This window comes from Variovorax defluvii (assembly GCF_039541515.1).
In the GTDB taxonomy this organism is placed as follows: Bacteria; Pseudomonadota; Gammaproteobacteria; order Burkholderiales; family Burkholderiaceae_C; genus Variovorax; species Variovorax defluvii.
In genome coordinates, this window is record NZ_BAABGJ010000009.1 from 101248 (window position 1) to 120555 (window position 19308).

Genomic DNA, 19308 nt, shown 5'->3' on the forward strand with positions numbered 1-19308 from the left:
ATGCTCAAGGTCAGGAACATCCACCAGTACTACGGCGGCTCCCACATCCTGCGCGACGTGAGCTTCGAGGCTCACGCCGGCAAGGTCACGGTGCTGCTGGGCCGCAACGGCGTCGGCAAGACCACGCTGTTGAAGTCGCTCATGGGCCTGGTGCCCATCAAGAGCGGCAGCATCGAATTCAACGGCGCCGCCATCCAGAAGTGGACGCCCTACGAGCGCGCCCGCGCCGGCCTGGGCTTCGTGCCCCAGGGCCGCGAGATCTTCGCGCGCCTCACCGTCGAGGAGAACCTGCGCATGGGCCTGGCCTATCGTTCGGCCGGCACCCCCGTTCCGGGCGAGCTGTACGAGCTCTTCCCGGTGCTCAGGCAGATGAAGAACCGCCGCGGCGGCGACCTCTCCGGCGGCCAGCAGCAGCAGCTCGCGATCGCGCGGGCGCTCGCGCCGGGACCGAAGGTGCTGGTGCTCGACGAGCCGACCGAGGGCATCCAGCCCAGCATCATCAAGGACATCGGCCGCGTGATCCGCATGCTGGCCGGCCGCGGCGACATGGCGATCGTGCTGTGCGAGCAGTACTACGACTTCGCGCAGGAGCTGGCGGACGAGTACCTGGTGATCGAGCGCGGCGAAGTCATCGCGCGCGGTCAGGGCAAGGACATGGAAGCCCAGGGCGTGCGCCAGCTCGTGGCGATCTGAGTCCCGATCGTTGCCGGCGCAGGACCGCAGCGCCGGCCACGCCGGCAGGGTTCACCCGGGTCGGCCGCGCAGCGTTACGCTAGCGGCCCATGGAAACCCTCATCGTGCTGATGGTGGACCACGTCCTGGCCGTGGTCTTCCTCGCCACCTTCGCCGCCCGCGTGGGCCTGCCGGTGCCGGCCGCGCCGGTGCTGGTGGTGGCCGGCGGCATCGCGGCGATCGCCGAGCCGGTGCTGCTCCTGGCGATGCTCGGCGCCACGCTGCTGGCCAATGTGCTGGGCGACGCCGTCTGGTTCTATGCCGGCCGCGTCTACGGCTACCGTTTCATGCGCCTGCTGTGCAAGATCTCGATCTCGCCCGACTCCTGCGTGCGGCGCAGCGAATCGCTCATCACCCGCTGGGGCGGCCTGTCGCTGGTCGCGGCCAAGTTCGTGCCGGGCGTGTCGGTGGTGGCGCCGCCGATGGCGGGCGCCCTCGGCATGAGTTCGCTGCGCTTCCTGGCTTTCGAGGTCGTGGCGGCACTGCTGTGGGCCGGCGTGTTCCTGTGCCTGGGCTGGATGTTTCGCGAGCAGATCAAGGAGGTCCTCGGTGCGCTGGCGAATGTGGGCGGCCTGGCCACTGCGGCGCTGGTGGCCGCGGTGGCCGCGATGCTGGCGCGGCGCTGGTGGCGTCGGCGCGCCTTCCTGCGCGCCACCACCATGCCGCGCGTTTCCGTCGAGGAACTGGCCGGTCTCATGGCGGCGAAGGAGCCACCCATCCTCATCGACGTGCGCGGCGAAGCAGGCGTCCAGGTCGATCCGCGGCACATTCCCGGTGCCTTGCTGATTCCGCTGCAGCACCTGCAGCAGCGCGGTGCGGCGTTGCCTTTCGACGCTGGCCAGCGCGAGATCATCCTCTACTGCAGCTGCCCCAACGAAGTCTCGGCCGCGCTGGCGGCGCAGGCCCTGATGAAGCGCGGACTCATGCGGGCGCGGCCGCTGGCTGGCGGACTGGAGGCCTGGGTGGCGGCGGGGCATCCCACGGCCCCGACATGAGCGGGCGGGGCGGCTTCATCGCTGGCGTGCGGGGGCCTCGTCGTCGATGCCCAGCGGCGGCGCCACCTCTTCCAGCGGCTTGCGCTCCGCATCCACCCCGTAGCGCAACGCCAACACGCCCGCCATCACCACCAGCCCGGCCCCGATCGCGTAGCCGATCGCGACCGCCCCGCGGCTGCCCGTGTCGATCAGCGCCCCGAACAGCACCGGCGCGATGAACCCCCCGGCCCCGGTGCCCACCGCGTAGAAGATCGCGATCGCGATCGCGCGCATCTCCAGCGGGAACACCTCGCTCACCGTGAGGTAAGCCGAACTGGCCGCCGCCGAAGCCAGGAAGAACACCGCCGACCACGCCAGCGCCTGGCTGCGCGCATCGAGCCAGCCCTGCATGAAGGCCCACCCGGTCAGCGCCAGGCCGATGCCGGCGCCGATGTAGGTAAGCGCAATCATCCGCCGGCGGCCCACGTGGTCGAACAGCGGCCCGAGGATCAGTGGCCCCAGTACGTTGCCGAGCGCGAAGGGAAAGATGTAGAGCGCGACCTGAGCTTCCGGCACCGCATGGAAGCGTGTCAGCACCAGCGCGTAGGTGAAAAAGATGGCGTTGTAGAAGAAGGCCTGCGAGATCATCAGCGCCAGGGCCACCGCGCTGCGTTGCGGATAGCGCCGTGCCAGCACCCGCGCCACTTCGCGCCAGCCCGGGCTGGCGCGCCGGTTGTAGCGCACGCGGCCCGGAGGCTCGACCAGCGGGCCATGCTGCGCCGCCACTTCCGCCTCGATGTCGGCGACGATGCGCTCCGCCTCGTCGGTGCGTCCATGCGCCATGAGCCAGCGCGGGCTCTCGGGCACATGGCGCCGCACCAGCAGGATGGCCACCGCCAGCACTGCGCCCAACGCGAAGCCGGCGCGCCAGCCCCATACCGGCCCGAGCACCTGCGGGTCCAGCAGCCACAGGCTCAAGCCGGCCCCCAGCGCCGCGCCGACCCAGAAGCTGCCGTTGATGGCGAGGTTGACTCGCCCGCGCACGCGCGCCGGAACCAGCTCGTCGATCGCCGAGTTGATGGCGGCGTACTCGCCCCCGATGCCCAGCCCGGTGAAAAAGCGGCACACCGCGAAAAAGGCAAAGTTGGGGGCGAAGGCGGTGGCGAGCGTGGCGAGCGTGTACACCGCCAGCGTGATCAGAAACAGCTTCTTGCGCCCGAGCCGATCGGTCATGCGACCGAAGAACAGGGCGCCCAGCACCGCGCCGCCGATGTAGAGCGAGCCGGACCAGCCGATCTGCGCGGCCGTCAGCCCCAGGGTGTCGGGCCGCTCCAGCACGCCGCCGATGGAGCCGACCAGGGTCACCTCCAGCCCGTCCAGCACCCAGGCCACGCCGAGCGCGATCACCACGCGCCAGTGCCAGCGCGACCATGGAAGGCGGTCGAGGCGGGCGGGAATGTCGCTGGCGGAGCAGGTCATCGGAGCGGCAACGCGGGGCAGGCCATGCGTTGCAGCCTAACCCGTGCGCGCGGCGTCGCCCGTAGGCGCACCGCCCAAGTGGCGCCGCCCCGGTGAGTCCTCAATCAAAAGACGCCGAACACCTTCAGCAGAATGATCACGCCGATCGGCACGCCGCAAAGCCAGAGGATGATGCTTTTCATGGTGGGTCTCCTGTGTCGAATAGGTGCCTGCACAGTAGGCTGTCCCGCGGGCACGCACGGACGGAGAGGGCCCGCGTGCGAAGTAGGGCGATGGCGCGCGCGGCTGTGCGCTACATCGACCAGATGCGGGGCGGCTGGCCCGTCATGCGCCACAGCTCGGCGCGCCAGGCTTGCCAGACCTGCCGCAGCAGTTGCATGGCGGGCTCGACCAGCGGCGCCAGCACGCGCAGCACCACCACGCGCGGGTGCGGGCTGGTGGCGCCGGCGCTGTCGTGCAGCGCATGGGCTTCGGCCAGCGCGCGCGCACATTCCAGCGCCACCTCGCGCCGCGCTCGCGCGATCGGTGCGCCCGTGGCGAAGAACATCGTCGCCAGGCAGCGGTGTCCTGCCAGGCCGAGCGGTCCGTCGAGCAGCCGGCGGTCCGCGGCCGCGATGCGGCCGCGCTCCAGCCAGGCGCCCGGCATCTCCAGGTGCTGCTGCAGCACGCCGTGCTCGAAGGGTTTGCCGGCGCCGGGCAGGCCCAGCGCAGTGACGTCCCAGCCGATCAGCTCCGCACCTTCCGCAAGTTCCAGCGTGAGGCGGTTCCCGGCGCGGCAGCCGCTGTAGCAGATCGCTTCCAGCGGCAGCCATTCGAGCCGTGCATCGGCCTCGAGCTGCAGGGTGGTGTGCTGGGCGGCCAGCTCGCCCTCGGATCGGTAGAAGCGGCTGGCGCCGGGCGTGGTGATCAGTCCGTGGCTGCCGGGCGCCGCATGCGCGCGGATGTCCAGCACGTCGCCGCCCACCAGCCCCCCCGGCGGGTGTACCAGCACGTTGTGGCAGACGGCATCGCCCTCCGGATAGAGGCTCTGCAGGATGCGAAGGGGGCCTTCATGGCGAAAGCGGGCGACGCTGCGTCCGCCTTCGAGTCGATAGTCGAGCGCGAGCCGTGCGTTCCAGGGCATGGGGGGGGAGTGTAGGGGCAGTGGTAGGACGAGGCGCCTCGGGGTGTCGGACTTCTTCCCCGGGAAGGTGGACAAGCTTGTGGAAAACTCTGAGGACAAGTCGAAAGAGCGTTGTCCCACAAGGGCTCGCACCACGGTGCTCAAGGAATTGGCAGTGGGAAATCAGGCGATGCACCGGCACAGCGCGCTGGCGCACCTCGCGCGCACCAGGGTGTAGAAAAGCCAATGGCCGAACGGGGTGGCCTACGTACTCCAGGCACCGACATGGGCGGCGATCGCCTCGTCCAGCAGGGCTGGCCCGATGCATTCGATGAGATGCGCAGAGGCTTCGAACACATCGCGGCAGGACAGCACGGCATCCCGTTGCTCCGCCCGTTCGCCGCGGAAGACGCGCAGGCGCTCGGCGTCGATGCCGAACACGACGCGACCGATGTTCGACCAGAAGATCGCGCCTGCGCACATCAGGCAGGGTTCGGCCGACGAATAGAGGGTGGCGCCGGCCAGCGCATCGCGCGACAGTCCGCGGTTGGCCAGCATGCGCACCGCGTTGGTCTCGGCATGGCCGGTCACGTCGCCCGTCTCCGCGGTGTTGCAGTAGGCCTCGGCGAGCACTTCGCCTTCGGCCGACACGATGACCGCGCCGAAGGGCCGGTTGCCGCGCCGGCGCGCCGCATGCGACCACACGATGGCTTTGCGCAGGTAGCGCCCGTCGCGCTCCTCGAGCGCCGTCTCGGCGGGGACGGTGGGGACGGTGGGTGGAAGCTGCGTGTTCATGCCTCGATGCTAAGTGGTCCGTGCAGGGGCGTGCAATTTGCATCTGCGGTGCCATCCTCGTCAGGAGGAGGGCAGGGCGGCTGCTCTGTCGCTCTTCCCTCTGCGGGGCGGCCGTACGTGTTTCCCCTCACCGTTCGATCGGATTCCGATCATCGCTCGGTGCACCTGCGCCGCTACCATGGGCGGCGCTCTGTTCCGGCCGGTTGCCGCGACGGCGCCGGCCAGCCCGCATCCAACCCGACAAGGACACACCATGAGCATCACCGTTCGACGCGACGGCATCACCGGCACGCGGCACATCGTCAAGATCCGTCACCACGAGTTCGCGGTCGACACCAACATCGACGGTCACGCCGACGGCCCCAGCCCGCACGACCTGTACGACGCCGCGCTCGCGGCCTGCAAGGCGCTCACGGTGCTGGTCTACGCGCAGCACAAGGGCATCCCCGTCGAGGAGATCGAAGTGGCGGTCGACCGCGACGACAGCCAGGAGCGGCAGGGGGTCTACAAGCTGGACTCGACGCTGCACGTCACCGGTGCGCTGAGCGATGAGCAGAAGGCGTCGCTGCTCCGCGTGGCGGGGAAGTGCCCGCTGCATCGGCTGATGACGGAGGTGAAGACGGAGATTGAGACGCGGTCGGTGTGAGCAGGGGCAGGTAGGCGTGGGGCGCCGCCTACGAACGCCCCGCCACCAGCGCCCGCAGGTCCATGCCATGCGCCTTGCGGTCCCACGTCGTCCCTTGCACGCCACGCTCGCGCAGCGCGGCCTTGCGCACCTTGTTCGTCGGCGTGCGCGGCAGTTCGGCCAGGGTGTCGATGTAGCGCGGCACCATGAAATGCGGCAGCCTGCGCGCCAGGTGGGCGAGCAGGGTGGCCGCGTCGAAATCCGGCGCGGGCACGACGACGAGCAGCACGTCGTCGTCGCTCGCGAACTCCGACGCGACGCCGATGGCCGCGCATTCGCGTACCGAGGGATGCTGCATCGCGGCCACCTCGATCTCGTAGGACGAGATGTTCTCGGCGCGGCGGCGGATGCGGTCGCCCAGGCGGTCGACGAAGTGGTAGCAGCCCGCGTCGTCCTTCCACGCGAGGTCGCCGGTGTGGAACCACAGGTTGCGCCAGGCCTTGAGCGTGGCCTCAGGCATTCCGAAGTAGCCCTGCATCAAGGTCCAGGGGCGGCGGGCGCGTACGACCAGCTCTCCGGCGGTGCCGTCGGGCACGGGCAGGTCGGTCTCGGGGTCGACAAGGGCGATTTCGTATTCGTCGGAGATCAAGCGGCCGCAACCAGGGCGCAGCGGCTCGTCGAGCGAGTTCCACAGCGGGATGTTGACCTCGGTCATACCCCAGACCTCCAGGCCGCGGACGCCGAAGCGGCGCTCGAAGTCGGCGGCGATGTGCCAGGGGAAGGGCGAAGTCGCGAGCCGACGCAAGGGGTTGTCGGCGTCGTCGGGGCGCTCGGGCATCGCGTGGACCATCTCGAGCATGGGACCGTGGCCGATCGAGACCGTGGCGCCGCAGGCGCGGATGCGCGGCAGCCAGTCGGCTGCACTGAACGCGCGGTCCATGCACACCTGCGCGCCGGCGATCAGCGCGGCGTAGATCGCCACATAGCGTGGCGACATGTGGAAAAGCGGATGGAAGATGTAGTAGACGTCATCCTCTCGCAGCTGCAGCTGGCGTGCGCTTTCGAGCGAGACCAGGTAGGTCTGCGCGTGCGGCAGCATCACGCCCTTGGCGGGGCCCGAGGTGCCCGAGGTGAAGATGATGGAGGCCAGGTCCTGCGCCCGTGCGCCGGGCCACTGCCAACCGGGCGATGGGGCTTGCGCTGCCGGCAGCGGCGCGAGTTCGAGCCGCGCAAAGCGCACGCCCGGAGAAGACGCGACCGGCGCATCGGTTTCGTCGTCGAAATGCAGCACGCGTTCGAGCAAGGGCACATCCCCCTCGCACTCGGCGAGCAGGCCGAGCTGCCGCGTGCCGACGAGCATGAGGCGCGCCTGTGCGGTGTTGATGGCATGCACCAGCGGCCGCCCGCGATAGGCGGTATTGATGGTCACGTCTGCCGCGCCGAGCAGGTTGAGCGCGAACCAGCAGCGCAGCGTCGCCAGGCAGTTCCCGCCCATGATCACGACGCGGTCTCCGGGCCCGACGCCCTCGCGCTCCAGCGCCTCGGCCAGCCCGAGCACCTGCGCCTGCAGCTCGCGATAGCTCAACGGAGCGCCACCCACCATTCGGATGAAAGGCGCATCGCCCGATGCTTCGACGCGCTGCGCGAGCGCGTCACCCAGGGTCCATTTCTCGAAGGGAAGGTCAAGCATCGGTCCTTGTCGCGAAACGTCGCGGAAGTGGAGTCAGCGGTGTTTGTACACCGGCTTGCGCCTGGCCGCGAAGGCAGCGGCTCCTTCCTTGTGGTCTTCGAGCGCGAAGGTGGTGTGGGCCAGGCGCCGCTCGAAGCGAACGCCCTCGGACAGCGGCACCTCGAAGGATCGGTTCACCGCTTCCTTGGTCATGTAGATGATGGGGCGCGACAGCTCGGCGATCTGCGTCGCGACGCGCAGGGCTTCTTCCACCAGGCCTTCGGCCGGCACGATGCGGCTGACGAGCCCGCAGCGTTCCGCCTCGGCGGCGTCCATCATGCGGCCGGTGAGGCACATCTCCATGGCCTTCGACTTGCCGATCGAGCGCGACAGGCGCTGCGTGCCGCCCGCGCCCGGCATCACGCCCACCTTCACCTCGGGCTGCCCGAATCGCGCCGCCTCGGAGCACAGGATGAAGTCGCACATCATCGCCAACTCGCAGCCGCCGCCCAGGGCGAGCCCGTTCACCGCCGCGATGATGGGCTTGCGGCAGCGCGTCGCCTCTTCCCAGTTGCGGGTGATGAAGTCCTCGAGCAACGCGTCTGCGTAGCCCTTGTCGGCCATCTCCTTGATGTCCGCGCCGGCCGCGAAGGCACGGCCCGTGCCCGTGAGCACCATGCAGCCGATCTGCTCGTCGGCTTCGCAGGTCCGGATGTGTGCCGTGAGTTCGTCCATGACGCGTGTGCTCAGGGCATTGAGCGCGTCAGGACGGTTCAACGTGATCAGGCCCACGAGCCCGCGCTTCTCCAGGATGACGACAGGTGCCGGCATGCTCAGGACTCCCGGCTTTCGAGCTCGACGAAGCGCAGGATGTGCTCGCCGGCGAGCACCACCTCGTCGTGCTGGTTGGTCACCTTCAGCGTGGCGTAGGCGCGGTTGCGATCGATCTCGATGCGGGCCACCTCGTAGTGGATGCGGATGGTGTCGCCGAAGAAGACGGGCTTCACGAAGCGCAGCCGGTCGTAGCCCGCCGAGACGCCGTCCACGCGGTACTTGAGGCCGAACATCGCCGCCGCCGCGGAGGTGAAGCCCACCACCAGCGCGCCCTGCGCGATGCGCGTGCCGAAGCGCGAGCCCTTCATGTAGCGCTCGTTGATGTGGTTGGGCGAGAAGTCGCCGCAGATGCCGGCGAACAGGTAGACGTCCGATTCCGAGATGGTCTTCTCGATGGCGATCTTGTCTCCGATCTTCAGGTCTCGGATGGTGGCCCGCGGGCCGGTGTCGAAGTCGACGAACATGGGGTCTCCGGTGTGATGGGTGGGTTCCAAGTGGCTGTTGCGCGTGCCGTTCAGGTGACGACGCCGTCGCGGCGCAGGCGCTCGATGTCCGCCGGCGCGTAGCCAAGCTCGCCCAGCACCTCCGCGTTGTGCTGGCCATGCAGCGGCGCCGCGCGGCTGGCGATCTTCGGCACGCTCGACAGGTGCAGCGGGTTGCCGACCGTGCGCACCGTGCCGTGTATCGGATGCTCGAACTCGATCATCATGCCGTTGGTGACGACCTGCTCCTGCGCGATGGCTTCATCGAGCGTCAGCACGGGTGCGCACAGCACGTCCTCGCGGTCCAGCCGCGCCAGGCATTCGGCGGTGGTGAAGCGCGCGAAGGCAGGCGCCAGCAGCGCGAAGATGGCGCTGCGATTCGGTCCCCAGGAAGCCTTGTCCTTGTACTCCGGTCGGGCCGAGAGATCCTCGATGTCGAGCGCACGGCACAGATCGCCCAGCGGGTTGGGCCTGAAGACGCCCACCAGCGTGACGGCGCCGTCGCGCGTCGGGAAGATGCCGATGAGGTTCTGCGTGACCCAGTTGACCGGCTTGCCGCGCAGCGTCTGCTGCGTGACCTCCTGCTGCTGCATGGCAAGCAGCACGTCGAGCAGGCAGACGTCGATGCGCTGGCCCAGCCCGGTGCGCTCGCGCTGGTAGAGCGCCATCAGGATGCCCTGCGCGATGATCATCCCCGAGGTGAAGTCGCCGAGCGCGGTGGGGAACAGCTGTGGCACGCCATTCGCGTCGGTGTTGCGCGATGCGATGCCCGACAGCGACTGCGCCAGGAAGTCCTGGCCGCCCTTGTGCGCCAGGGGGCCGGTCGGGCCGAAGCCCGAGCCCGAGGCGTAGATGAGGCGCGGGTGCCGCGCGTGCAGCTCGTCGAAACCCAGCCCCAGCCGCTCGGCCACGCCGGGACGGAAGTTGTGCACCAGCACGTCGGCGCGCTCGAGCAACTGGCGGACGATCTCGCGCCCGGCTTCCGAACCCATGTCCAGCGCCATGCCGCGCTTGTTGCGGTTCAGGCTCAGGAAATAGGCGCTCTGGCCTTCGACCTCGGTGATGTAGGGGTCGGTGGTGCGCGAGATGTCGCCGTCGCCCGGCCGCTCGATCTTGACGATCTCGGCACCGAAGTCGCCGAGCACCTGCGTGGCGCAGGGCCCGAACTGGACCTGGGTGAGATCGAGGATGCGAACGCCGCGCAGCGGAAGGGTTTCGTCTGCCATCGTCAAAGCCTTGCTTCCTGCTTACTTGGGGTCCAGGTTCTTGAACTTGCCGTCGCGCACGGTCACGTAGAACAGGGTTTCCTTGGTCCAGCTGTCGTGGTCGGTGGCCGAGAACTTGATCGGCGCGGCCGCGTAGCCCTTGACCGGGCCCATGGTCTCGACCTTGTCGCGCAGGCTCGGGCCGTCGGTGGCGCCAGCCTTGAGCGCCTGCACCACCGTGGCCATGGCATTGGCGCCGAGCAGCGCGCCGAAGCCGGCCACGCCGCCCTTGTTCTTGAGCAGGTCGAAGAGCTCGGTGAGCGGACCCGCTTCGTCGGGGTTGACCAGCGCGGGCGCGATCAGGTTCTCGGCCGCCTTGCCGCCGTTCTTGATGATCTGCTTCTGCACGATGCCGGCCATGCCGTACACCGGCACCTCGAGCCCCACTTCCTGCAGCTTGCGCAGCAGCGCGCCGGCGGAGCCGGTGGACGAGGTGGCGAGAAACACCGCGTCGGGCTTGGCGTTGCGGATGCGGGTGGCCTGCGCGGTCAGGTCGGTCGCCGCCTTGGGCGCCGAGGCATGCTCCACCACCTCGACCTGCCCGCTCTTCTTGGCGACCTCCGCCATCATGGCGGAGGCCTGCTGGCCGTAGGCATCCTCTTCCGAGAAGATGGCCAGGCGCTTGCGCTTGTCGGCCAGGATGCGGTCGAAGCTCGCCGGCAGATCGGTGCTGATGGGCACCGACATGCGGAACATCCACTTGGAGAAGGCTTCCTTCGGATCGGTGACCGACTGCGTGCCCACCATCGGGAACACCGGCACCTTCGAGCGCATCGCGAGATCGGCGAAGGCCAGCGTTTCCGAGCCGGTGGTGGCGCCGATGATGGCGATCACCTTGTCGTCCAGGATCACCTGATTGGCCAGCCGCGCCGCCTCGGTCGGGTTGGTCTTGGTGTCCTTGACGATCAGCTCGATCTTGCGCCCGTTGATGCCGCCTGCCGCGTTGGCGCGTTCGGTCACGGCTTCGATGGCGGCGCGCTCGTCGGCGCCGTAGGCCGCGGCGGGACCCGACAACGCGAGCAGCAGGCCGACGCGGAAGGGTTCGTTCTGGCTCTGGGCCGCGCTGTAAAGCGGCACGCTGCCAAGGCCGAGCGCGAGCGCGGCGGCCAGGGTCAATCTTCTTGCGGAACGGTGATCCATGGGTGTCTCCTTCAGGTGGATGGTTGCGAGGGGGTCGGCACGGTCAATGGGAAAGCACGGCAGCCTGCTTGCGCTGCAGATAGAGCCCGGCGATGTACTCGCGGTCGGCGAGTGCGGCGCGCGGGCCCGAGTGGACGATCTGGCCGCCGACCAGCACCGCGAAACGATCGGCGACCGCTTCGACGAGGTACTGGCTCTGCTCGACGAGCAGGATCGGGAGGCCGCGGGCGCGCAGGTTGCGCAGGACCTCGGCCAGCTCGTCGACGACGATCGGCGCGAGGCCTTGCGTCGGCTCGTCGAGCAGGAGAACGCGCGGGCTGCACGCCATGCACTTGGCGATGGCGAGCATCTGCTGCTGTCCGCCGCTGAGCGCACCCGCCGCGTCGCCCCAGCGTGTGCGCAGGAAGGGGAAAAGCGCGATCGCATCGTCGAGCGCCTTTTCGCGCTTGGCGCGGTCCGACAGCAGCGCACCCAGGCGCAGGTTGTCGGCCACCGTGAGCGAGGGGAAGAGCCCGCGGTTGTCCGGCACGGTGGTGAGGCCAATGCCGACGCGCCGCCAGGCGGCCAGGCCGTCGATGCGCCTGCCGTCGAGGGTGATCTCGCCGGTGCCGGCGACGGTGCCGTTGAGCGCGCCGATCAGGCTGGTCTTGCCGGCGCCGTTGGGGCCGATCAACGCGACCAGCTCGCCCGGTTCGACGCGCAGGCTGACCGGGCGGCAGGCCGTGAGGTTGCCGTAGCGCGCCGAGACGCCGTCGACGGCGAGGCCGCGCCGGCCCGTGGAAGTGGATTCAGGCTGCGACACGTTGTCCTCCCAGGTAGGCGGTGACGACTTCGGGATCGTTGACGACCGCGTGCGGCGAACCGGCCGCCACCACCTCGCCGCGCACCAGCGCGAGCATGTGGTCGCTGAGTTCGGCCACGAAGCCGACGTTGTGTTCCACCAGCAGCACGCCGACGTTCCGCGCCGCGGCGTTGCGAATGGCGCGTGCCAGCAACTGCCGGTCGTTCTCGTCCACGCCCGCGGCCGGCTCGTCGAGCAGCAGGTACTGCGGCTCGCTCGCAATCGCGCGGGCGACTTCGAGCAGGCGCAGCCGGCCCAGCGACAGCGCGCCCGACCGCTGATGCGGGTTCGGCGTCAGCTGGAACTGTTCGATCAGGGCCTCGGCCTTCTCGCGCAGCTGGGCATCGTGGCGGCGGCGCGTCGCGGTCGAGACGAAGCTGGCGGCCAGCGACGGCTTGTGGCGCGAGTAGAAGCCGAGCATCACGGCGTCGAGCACGCTCGCGTCGAGGTCCAGGCGCGGCGTCTGGAAGGTGCGCGAAATGCCGAGCTGGATGCGCTTGTCCAGGGGCAGGGCCGAGATGTCGCGCCCGTCGATGCGCACCGAGCCCTGCTGCGGCCGCACCACGCCTGTGAGGCAGTTGAAAAGCGTGGTCTTCCCCGCACCGTTGGGGCCGACGAGCCCGGTGATGCGTCCACGCTCGACCTGCACGCTCACGTTGGTGAGCACCTTCAGGCCGCCGAAGGCGATGCTGGTGTCGATGGCGTCCAGGCTCATGGCGCCACCCCCGCAGTGGGCGCGACGTGCGCGGAGTTGCCGCCGCCACCCGCCGGCGGCCGGGCCACCGGCGCGTTGCGGGCGCGCAGCCAGCCCAGTGGACGCAGGCTCAGCAGGCCGTCGGGCGAGAAGAGCAGCACCAGCACCAGCAGCGTGCCGAAGAACATGCCCTGGCTCTCGGTGCCGGGCAGCAGGTCGCTGGCCAGCGTGAAGAACACGGCGCCGACGATCGGCCCGAGCACCGACTTGCGCCCGCCCAGGACCACCATGAAAAGCACGTTGGCCGACATGGCGATCGACATCGAGTCAGGTGCCACGTAGCCGATGGTGTGGGCGTAGAACCAGCCGCCCAGGCCGGCGACGCCGGCCGTGATCGAGAACATCATCGCCAGGTCGAAGGGCACGTTCACGCCCATGGCCCGTGCCAGCAGGTGGTCGGTCCGGATCGCGTTGAGCGCCAGGCCGCGCGGGCTCGACATGTAGTTGACGTAGCCGATCACGATCACCAGCACCAGCGCCCACACCGCGAAGTGCGCGCCGATGCGCGAATTGCCGATGAAGGGCAGCGTGGGAATGCCGTTGATGCCGATGAAGCTGCCGGTGAAGTCGCCGCCGCGTTGCAGCGCGACTTCGACCACCGTGCCGATCGACAGCGTCACCAGCGCCAGCGACAGCTCGGGCAGCCGCAGAATGGGCTTGGAGATCACGAACGCGACCAGCGCCGGCAGCAGCACGGCGGGCAGCAGCGACGCCATCGGCGGTATGCCGTAGCGCGTGCTGAGGATGGCCGTCGAGTAGCCGCCGATGGCGGCGAATGCACCTTGCGCCAGCGACACCGTGCCGCCCTGGCCGTACAGCATGCCCAGCGGCACCGCGAGCAGGGCGTAGATGCCGATGGTGGTGGAGGTGGTGTACACCGAGCCGCGGAACTGGCCGCAGACGGTGGCGACGATGAAGCAGGCGATCAGCACGCCGGCCGTGCTGCCCCACTTGTGCGCGAAGCCCTGGTGCCGCGTCATGGCCGCGCTCCCGAGAAGGCGGCGCTGGGCAGGCGTCCGGAGGCCAGGATGAGGATGATCAGCGCGGCGGGCACCGCGTGCGCCCAGCCGCTGGGCAGGTAGGTCTGGCTCAGCGACTCGGCCAGGCCGACGAACAGTCCGCCGAAGAAGGCCGGCAGCGGACCGCGCTTGCCCAGCACCACCGCGCTGCTGAAGGCGATGGTGGTGAAGGTGAAGGCGCTCGCATAGGTCATGCCGATCGACATGGCGGCCAGGATGCCGCCCACGCCGGCGATGCCTGCGCACAGCACGAAGGTCAGAAACTGCGTGCGCTTGACGGGAATGCCCACCAGCGAGGCGCCCTTCGACGAAATGGCGCAGGCCCGCATGCGCAGCCCGGCCGGCGTCCGCTTCAGCACCACGCTGAGCGCCAGCATCAGCACCACGCTGAGCGCCAGGTTGAACATGCCCTGCACGCTGAGCACGGCGCCGCCCAGGCGAAGGTTGCCGTTCATGCGGTCGACGAACTGATTGTCGGTGCCGACCACGACCAGGATGGCCGACTCGACCGCGAGCATGAAGGCGAAGGTGGCCAGCACGATGGGCATCGCGTCCTTCATGAGCCGCAGCGCGTGGAAACCCAGGAACACCGACCCCGTGACGCAACCCAGCGCGAGCGCCGCCGCGAGGCCGATCACCGGGCCCCAGGGCAACCCGAATGCCGCCACGATGACGCCCGCCACCACGGCATAGGCGCCGATGGACACGTCGATCACATCGGTCGTGACCCAGATGACGCTCATCGGCACGGCGAAGAGCGCGTAGATGGCACCGAGGAAGATGCCGTTGAAGAGGATCTCGAGGATCATGCTGCTTTACCAGTCGATGCGGCGCACGTCAGGCCAGGTGGTGGCGCAGTTCGGCCGCTGCCTGGATGAAGAAGCCCTGGCCGTAGAGCGTCGTGGCGAAGGGCACGCCCGGCCCGCCCGGCGGCACCTGCACGCCGGGGATGGCGCCGTCGGGCTCGATCGAGCCGGCGACGATGTGGACTGCACGCTGCGCCTTCTCGATGTACGCAGCGTCGAGCCAGCCCTGGTTCACCGCCTTGGCCGCGCTGTACGCGAACATCAGGGTGCCCGAGGCCTCGAACTTGGCGTTCTCGTCGTCCAGGATGTTGTGGAAGAAACCGCAGCGGTCCTGGTGAGCCGCGATCGCGGCAAAGGCCCGCTGTCCGACCTCCTTGAGTCTGGAGGCACCCGCGTGGTCGACTCCGATCTGCTCGAGGGTGTCGACCAGCGCGCAGGTCAGCCAGCCGTTGCCGCGGCACCAGAAGGTGGATTGCAGGTAAGCGTTGGGCGTCTCGCGCCAGGCGTGGCGGGCCAGATGCAGTTCGGGATCGACGAGGTGGCGCACGTAGACGTCGATCTGCCGGATGGCCTCGTCGACCAGCGCGGGCTTCTTCTCGATCCGGCCCAGTCGCGCGAGGAACGGGCACATCATGTAGATGAAGTCGATCCACAGCTCGGGGCCCTCCTTGCGCACCCAGAAGCCGCCGTTGCGCGTGCGCGGGCCGGCGAGCAGCGCCTCGGCCTGGCGTCTCGCGGCGTCGAGGAAGCGGGGGTCGCCGTCGCGCTCGTAGTAGGCGAGCACGTTGAAGCCCAGCGCGGTCGACAGCGACGCGGTCGGCGTGAACACGGCGGCATGGCCGTTGGCCAGCTCGATGCGTTCGTCGTAGCCCAGGAAGCCGCGCGAAGACTGCACGTCGACCGCACGCTCGACCCAATGGCGCGCCTTGGCGACGGCGGCCTCGTCGTTCCACGCCAGGATGCCGGTGATGGCCGGGGACTTCTCCCAGACGTCGCGCTCGTAGGGGTGGGCGAGCGTGTAGTCGGTCACGCGCTGGACGGCAGCATCGAGATCGAGTTTTTGCATGCGGGTCTCCTTGGTTCGAATGGGAAAGAGGAAAAGCAGCGGAAATGCAGCTTCGTCAGGCGGCCTTGGGCAGCCCTTCGGCCTGCCATCGCTGCCACAGCGCATCGCGGCGCTTGCGGACCTCGCCGGCATGCCGCTCGCGCACGTGGCCGTAGCCGCGGATGTGCTCGGGCAGTTCGGCGATCGCGACGGCGGTGGCGAGACGATGCGCGTCGAGGCCTTCGAGCAGCCGGGCGATGTCGGATTCGTATTCCGCGATGTCCCGCAGCGCATGACGGCGCTCTTCGTTGTTCCGGAAGGGGTCGAGCACCGTGTTGCGCAGGCCGCGCAGCCGGGCCAGCCAGCCCATGGCCGTCAACGCCCAGGGGCCGATCTCGCGCTTGCGCGGCAGGCCGGTGTTCGGATCGCGCGTGGCGAAAGGCCAGGCGCCGATGTTGAAGTGCAGCTTGAAGTCGCCCTCGAAGGCGGCGTCCAGTGACTGGCGAAAATCGGGTGCGGCGTAGAGGCGCGCGACCTCGAACTCGTCCTTGTAGGCCAGCAACTTGTAGTAGTAGCGCGCGACGGCACGCGTCAGGCGGTCGCCGTCTGTCAGCGATTGCGCGGCCTGGTCCACGCGGTCGACCAGGCTGCGGTAGCGGGCGGCATAGGCACGGTTCTGGTAATTGGCGAGTTCGGCTTCGCGATGCGCGACCAGTTCGGGCGTCGTCTTTGGCCTGCGCGAGGGCACGAAGTTGACGACGCTGGTCGGGCGCGCCTGGGCTTCCACCGCAGTCAGGTCGACCGCGGCGCGGCGTCCCCACAGGAAGCTCTTCTCCGTCGCCTCCACATTCACGCCGTTCAGAGCGATGGCGCGCTGCATCGCGGCCAGCGAGACCGGCAGCCAGCCACGCTGCCACGCGTAGCCCAGCAAGAACATGTTGGCGGCGATGGCGTCGCCCATCAGTGACGTTGCCAGCCGCGTGGCAGGCAGGCCGCTGGCCTGGCCGCCGGTGGCGTGCGCGATGCGCGCGACGAGTTCTTCCGGCGACACCTTCCAGTCGGGGTCGCGCGCGAAGGCACTGGTCGGCGACACCTCGGTGTTCACCGCGACGCGCGTGCGGCCCGGCACCATCTTCGACACGGCATCGGTGCTCGCGCTCACGATCAGGTCGCAGCCGACGATCAGGTCGGCTTCGCCACTGGCCAGGCGGGCGGTCTTGATCTTCGACGCGTCGGGTGCGATGCGCACGTGCGACATCACGGCGCCGTACTTCTGCGCCAGGCCGGTCATGTCCAGGGCGCTGGCCGCATGGCCGTCCAGGTGCGCGGCCATCGCGAGCACGGCGCCCAGCGTGATCACGCCGGTGCCGCCGATGCCGGTGACAAGGATCGCGTAGCCTTCGTCGATCGACGGCAGGCTGGGCTCGGGCAGCGCGCCGAACGACGACTCGTCACTCTTCTGCGCGGCGCGCTGCCGCAGCTTCCCGCCGTGCACGGTCACGAAGCTGGGGCAGAAGCCCTCGATGCAGGAATAGTCCTTGTTGCAGGTCGACTGGTTGATCTTGCGCTTTCGGCCGAACTCCGTTTCCAGCGGCTCGATCGACAGGCAGCCGCTCTTTTCGCTGCAGTCGCCGCAGCCTTCGCAGACTGCGGCGTTGATGAAGCTGCGCTTGTCCGGATCGGGATGGCGGCCGCGCTTGCGCAGGCGCCGGCGCTCCGTCGCGCAGACCTGGTCGTAGAGCAGCACCGACACGTCGGGGTACTCGCGCAGCTCGCGCTGCACCGCGTCGAGTTCGCGGCGGTGGCGCACCGGCACGCCGGGCGGGAGCTTCATCGACGGGTCGTCGTAGCGCGTCGGGTCGTCGGCCACCACGACGATGCGGTTCACGCCTTCGGCCACGAGCTCCTGGACCATCTGCACGGTGCTGAGCTCGCCGTCGATCGGCTGGCCGCCGGTCATGGACACGAAGCCGTTGACCAGCAGCTTGTAGGTGATCGGCACATGCGCGGCCACTGCCTGCCGGATGGCTAGGAAGCCCGAGTGGAAGTAGGTGCCGTCACCCATGTTGGCGAAGATGTGCTTCTCGTCGGTGAAGGGCGCCTGGCCCACCCACATCGCGCCTTCCGCGCCCATCTGCCCGACGGTGCCGTAGGGGTCGCGGCCCGTCAGCAGCACCATGCCGTGGCAGCCGATGCCGGCGAAGGCGCGGCTGCCGTCGGGCAGCTGGGTCGAGGTGTTGTGCGGGCAGCCGGAGCAGAAGGTGGCGGCGCGTGCGACCGAAGGCAGCTTTGCGCTCTCGGGGTTGGAGGGGACTTCGAAAGGCAGGCCAAGCACTTGCGCGATGCGCTGCGCGATGACCGGCGGCGCGAGTTCGCCCACTGACGAGAACACCGCCTCGCCGCGGTCCGCGGACCATTCGCCATGGCCATCGAACTTGCCGACGATGCGCGGTTTGCGCGTCAGCGGCGCGTCGTAGAGGATGGACTTCAGCTGGTGCTCCAGCAGCGGCCGCTTTTCTTCGACGACGATGATCGTCTGGAGGCCTTCGGCCATGCGCTCCACGATCTGCGGATCGAGCGGCCAGACCAGGCCGACCTTGAGCACGCGCAGGCCGGCGGCGCCCGCGGCCTCGTCGCTCGCGAAGCCGAGGCTGCGCAGCGCCTGCCGCACATCGGCGAAGGCCTTGCCCGCCGAAACGATGCCCACGCGCGCTTCGGGATGGTCGGCCACGATGCGGTCGATGCCGTTCGCGCGGGCATAGGCCTGCGCGGCATGCAGCTTGTGTTCGTAGAGCCGCTGCTCCTGCACCTGCGGCGAGATGTCGTTGCCGCGGATGTTCACGCCATCGGGCGGAAACGCAGCATCGGGCACGACGATGCGCGGCAGGTTCTCGCCCACTTGCACGCTGCCCGAGCTTTCGACCACGTCGGTCACCACCTTCATGCCGATCCAGCAACCCGAGTGGCGGCTCATCGCAATGCCGTGCAGGCCGAAGTCGAGGATGTCCTGCACGTTCGACGGATAAAGGACGGGAATCCCGCTCGCGATCAGCGCGTAGTCGGATTGGTGCGCGGTGGTCGACGACTTGGCCGCATGGTCGTCCCCCGCGATGGCCAGCACGCCGCCCAGGCGAGAGGTGCCTGCACTGTTGGCATGCTTGAAGGCATCGCCGCTGCGGTCCACGCCGGGGCCCTTGCCGTACCAGATGCCGAACACGCCGTCATAGCGCGCACCGGGCACGCTGCCCACATACTGCGAACCCCAAACGGCCGTCGCTGCCAGGTCTTCGTTGACGCCGGGCTGGAAGTGGATGTGGTGCTTCTTCAGCAGCGCGGACTGCGACCACAGCTCCTGGTCGTAGCGGCCCAGCGGCGAGCCGCGGTAGCCCGAGATGAAGCCGGCCGTGCGCACGCCGTTGCGCTCGTCGCGCCGCTGCTGGTCCATCGGCAGGCGCACCAGTGCCTGGGTGCCCGACATGAATACCTGCCCATCGCGTTGCAGGTACTTGTCATCGAGTTCGATTTGCAGAAGCGCTTCTGCAGGTGTGCGTGCGTTCATCCTGTCTCCGTGGCGAGAGGGCCGTCCCGGCTTGCACAAAACGGCTTTGACGCTTCATACTATCCAGCCGGTATGTGATTGATGGCGATAGTACAGCCGTGATCGAGCGGGGTGCAAGGCGACGATGTACGGGTTGTCCCTTGGATTCGCATCAAGGCGTCACCAATGCGACCGCGTGAGCGCACCT

The 19308-nt window shown here is 69.0% G+C and carries 17 protein-coding genes; 3 read left to right on the forward strand and 14 right to left on the reverse strand.

All coding sequences use genetic code 11. The annotated features are described in order from the left end of the window. Together urtE and ABEA07_RS05600 are read left to right on the forward strand one after the other, a co-directional pair. Complete coding sequence (urtE, locus tag ABEA07_RS05595; protein WP_345536431.1) at positions 1 to 693, forward strand: urea ABC transporter ATP-binding subunit UrtE; 693 nt, start codon at positions 1 to 3, stop codon at positions 691 to 693. Positions 694 to 782: 89 nt separating this feature from the next. After that, a complete protein-coding gene (locus tag ABEA07_RS05600; RefSeq protein WP_345536433.1) occupies positions 783 to 1727 on the forward strand; it encodes a rhodanese-like domain-containing protein in 945 nt (314 codons plus the stop codon). 15 nt (positions 1728 to 1742) lie between these two features. On the opposite strand, the gene ABEA07_RS05605 is transcribed toward ABEA07_RS05600, so the two are convergent. From ABEA07_RS05605 to ABEA07_RS05615, 3 genes are all read right to left on the reverse strand, one after another. After that, positions 1743 to 3185 carry an MFS transporter gene (locus ABEA07_RS05605; protein WP_345536434.1) on the reverse strand — a complete coding sequence of 481 codons (1443 nt, stop codon included), beginning with the start codon at positions 3183 to 3185 and terminating at the stop codon, positions 1743 to 1745. 292 nt (positions 3186 to 3477) lie between these two features. Further along, a complete protein-coding gene (locus ABEA07_RS05610; protein ID WP_345536436.1) occupies positions 3478 to 4308 on the reverse strand; it encodes an urease accessory protein UreD in 831 nt (276 codons plus the stop codon). Between the two features lie 243 nt (positions 4309 to 4551). Beyond that, positions 4552 to 5082, reverse strand: coding sequence for a nucleoside deaminase (locus ABEA07_RS05615; RefSeq protein ID WP_345536438.1), 531 nt, complete (start codon positions 5080 to 5082; stop codon positions 4552 to 4554). 253 nt (positions 5083 to 5335) lie between these two features. Between ABEA07_RS05615 and ABEA07_RS05620 the strand changes: the two genes are divergently transcribed. Continuing rightward, entirely contained in the window at positions 5336 to 5728 is a 393-nt protein-coding gene (locus ABEA07_RS05620; RefSeq protein WP_345536439.1) for an OsmC family protein, read from the forward strand. Positions 5729 to 5756: 28 nt separating this feature from the next. Here ABEA07_RS05620 and ABEA07_RS05625 read toward each other — a convergent pair whose 3' ends face one another. The 11 genes from ABEA07_RS05625 to ABEA07_RS05675 are packed head-to-tail and all read right to left on the reverse strand — an operon-like array spanning position 5757 to position 19121. Continuing rightward, positions 5757 to 7397, reverse strand: a complete 1641-nt coding sequence (locus tag ABEA07_RS05625; protein WP_345536440.1) for an AMP-binding protein — start codon at positions 7395 to 7397, stop codon at positions 5757 to 5759. A gap of 33 nt (positions 7398 to 7430) precedes the next feature. Further along, the gene (locus ABEA07_RS05630) at positions 7431 to 8207 is read right to left on the reverse strand and encodes an enoyl-CoA hydratase (protein WP_345536441.1); all 777 of its coding nucleotides are present in this window, start codon (positions 8205 to 8207) and stop codon (positions 7431 to 7433) included. Between the two features lie 2 nt (positions 8208 to 8209). Then, positions 8210 to 8674, reverse strand: a complete 465-nt coding sequence (locus ABEA07_RS05635; protein WP_345536442.1) for a MaoC/PaaZ C-terminal domain-containing protein — start codon at positions 8672 to 8674, stop codon at positions 8210 to 8212. Between the two features lie 50 nt (positions 8675 to 8724). Next, positions 8725 to 9918: a CaiB/BaiF CoA transferase family protein gene (locus ABEA07_RS05640; RefSeq protein WP_345536443.1), complete on the reverse strand. Its 1194-nt coding sequence runs from the start codon at positions 9916 to 9918 to the stop codon at positions 8725 to 8727. Between the two features lie 21 nt (positions 9919 to 9939). After that, positions 9940 to 11097, reverse strand: a complete 1158-nt coding sequence (locus ABEA07_RS05645) for an ABC transporter substrate-binding protein (RefSeq protein ID WP_345536444.1) — start codon at positions 11095 to 11097, stop codon at positions 9940 to 9942. A 43-nt stretch (positions 11098 to 11140) separates the two neighbouring features. Beyond that, entirely contained in the window at positions 11141 to 11899 is a 759-nt protein-coding gene (locus ABEA07_RS05650) for an ABC transporter ATP-binding protein (RefSeq protein WP_345536445.1), read from the reverse strand. Further along, positions 11886 to 12653: an ABC transporter ATP-binding protein gene (locus ABEA07_RS05655; RefSeq protein ID WP_345536447.1), complete on the reverse strand. Its 768-nt coding sequence runs from the start codon at positions 12651 to 12653 to the stop codon at positions 11886 to 11888. Before ABEA07_RS05655 ends, ABEA07_RS05650 begins: the two co-directional genes overlap by 14 nt. Next, positions 12650 to 13672 (reverse strand): branched-chain amino acid ABC transporter permease, encoded by a 1023-nt coding sequence (locus ABEA07_RS05660; RefSeq protein ID WP_345536448.1) that lies wholly within the window; start codon positions 13670 to 13672, stop codon positions 12650 to 12652. Before ABEA07_RS05660 ends, ABEA07_RS05655 begins: the two co-directional genes overlap by 4 nt. Next, positions 13669 to 14520 (reverse strand): branched-chain amino acid ABC transporter permease, encoded by an 852-nt coding sequence (locus ABEA07_RS05665; RefSeq protein WP_345536449.1) that lies wholly within the window; start codon positions 14518 to 14520, stop codon positions 13669 to 13671. The genes ABEA07_RS05660 and ABEA07_RS05665 overlap by 4 nt, the downstream gene beginning before the upstream one ends. A gap of 28 nt (positions 14521 to 14548) precedes the next feature. After that, the gene (locus ABEA07_RS05670; RefSeq protein ID WP_345536450.1) at positions 14549 to 15583 is read right to left on the reverse strand and encodes a glycoside hydrolase family 88 protein; all 1035 of its coding nucleotides are present in this window, start codon (positions 15581 to 15583) and stop codon (positions 14549 to 14551) included. Between the two features lie 55 nt (positions 15584 to 15638). After that, positions 15639 to 19121, reverse strand: a complete 3483-nt coding sequence (locus tag ABEA07_RS05675) for an indolepyruvate ferredoxin oxidoreductase family protein (RefSeq protein WP_345536451.1) — start codon at positions 19119 to 19121, stop codon at positions 15639 to 15641. Positions 19122 to 19308 lie beyond the last annotated feature (187 nt).

Coding starts and splice junctions, on each gene's coding strand:
- ABEA07_RS05660 (WP_345536448.1), bottom strand. CDS start 13,672: ATGACGCGGCACCAGGGCTTCGCGCACAAGTGGGGCAGCACGGCCGGC.
- ABEA07_RS05670 (WP_345536450.1), bottom strand. CDS start 15,583: ATGCAAAAACTCGATCTCGATGCTGCCGTCCAGCGCGTGACCGACTAC.
- ABEA07_RS05655 (WP_345536447.1), bottom strand. CDS start 12,653: ATGAGCCTGGACGCCATCGACACCAGCATCGCCTTCGGCGGCCTGAAG.
- ABEA07_RS05620 (WP_345536439.1), top strand. CDS start 5,336: ATGAGCATCACCGTTCGACGCGACGGCATCACCGGCACGCGGCACATC.
- ABEA07_RS05605 (WP_345536434.1), bottom strand. CDS start 3,185: ATGACCTGCTCCGCCAGCGACATTCCCGCCCGCCTCGACCGCCTTCCA.
- ABEA07_RS05630 (WP_345536441.1), bottom strand. CDS start 8,207: ATGCCGGCACCTGTCGTCATCCTGGAGAAGCGCGGGCTCGTGGGCCTG.
- ABEA07_RS05640 (WP_345536443.1), bottom strand. CDS start 9,918: ATGGCAGACGAAACCCTTCCGCTGCGCGGCGTTCGCATCCTCGATCTC.
- ABEA07_RS05615 (WP_345536438.1), bottom strand. CDS start 5,082: ATGAACACGCAGCTTCCACCCACCGTCCCCACCGTCCCCGCCGAGACG.
- ABEA07_RS05600 (WP_345536433.1), top strand. CDS start 783: ATGGAAACCCTCATCGTGCTGATGGTGGACCACGTCCTGGCCGTGGTC.
- ABEA07_RS05610 (WP_345536436.1), bottom strand. CDS start 4,308: ATGCCCTGGAACGCACGGCTCGCGCTCGACTATCGACTCGAAGGCGGA.
- ABEA07_RS05625 (WP_345536440.1), bottom strand. CDS start 7,397: ATGCTTGACCTTCCCTTCGAGAAATGGACCCTGGGTGACGCGCTCGCG.
- ABEA07_RS05675 (WP_345536451.1), bottom strand. CDS start 19,121: ATGAACGCACGCACACCTGCAGAAGCGCTTCTGCAAATCGAACTCGAT.
- ABEA07_RS05665 (WP_345536449.1), bottom strand. CDS start 14,520: ATGATCCTCGAGATCCTCTTCAACGGCATCTTCCTCGGTGCCATCTAC.
- ABEA07_RS05635 (WP_345536442.1), bottom strand. CDS start 8,674: ATGTTCGTCGACTTCGACACCGGCCCGCGGGCCACCATCCGAGACCTG.
- ABEA07_RS05645 (WP_345536444.1), bottom strand. CDS start 11,097: ATGGATCACCGTTCCGCAAGAAGATTGACCCTGGCCGCCGCGCTCGCG.
- urtE (WP_345536431.1), top strand. CDS start 1: ATGCTCAAGGTCAGGAACATCCACCAGTACTACGGCGGCTCCCACATC.